Origin of the sequence: Buttiauxella noackiae ATCC 51607 (assembly GCF_001654865.1) — a bacterium.
Classification (GTDB): Bacteria; Pseudomonadota; Gammaproteobacteria; order Enterobacterales; family Enterobacteriaceae; genus Buttiauxella; species Buttiauxella noackiae.
Window position 1 is genome coordinate 1 of record NZ_LXEO01000098.1, and the last position, 223, is coordinate 223.

1 protein-coding gene is annotated in these 223 nt (G+C 66.8%); it reads left to right on the plus strand.

The window, feature by feature from the left end; genetic code table 11:
* Positions 1-223, plus strand: a 223-nt coding sequence (locus M979_RS22270; RefSeq protein WP_157093305.1) for an Ig-like domain-containing protein, incomplete at both ends; no start/stop codon positions are given.

A 223-nucleotide genomic window follows, 5' to 3' on the forward strand; every position in this document is an offset into this window, starting at 1 on the left:
ATCACCATTGACCCGGTGGCCGGCGACGACATCCTTAACGCGGCAGAAAGCCAGCAGCCGACCACGAATGTGACCGGCACCGTGGGCGGCGACGCGCGGGTGCATGATGTGGTGACCCTGACGGTGAACGGGCATGAGTTCACCGGCACCGTACAGCCGCTGGCCAACGGCCAGCTGGGCTACAGCATCGCGGTGAACACCGCGGACCTGGCGAACGGCCAGG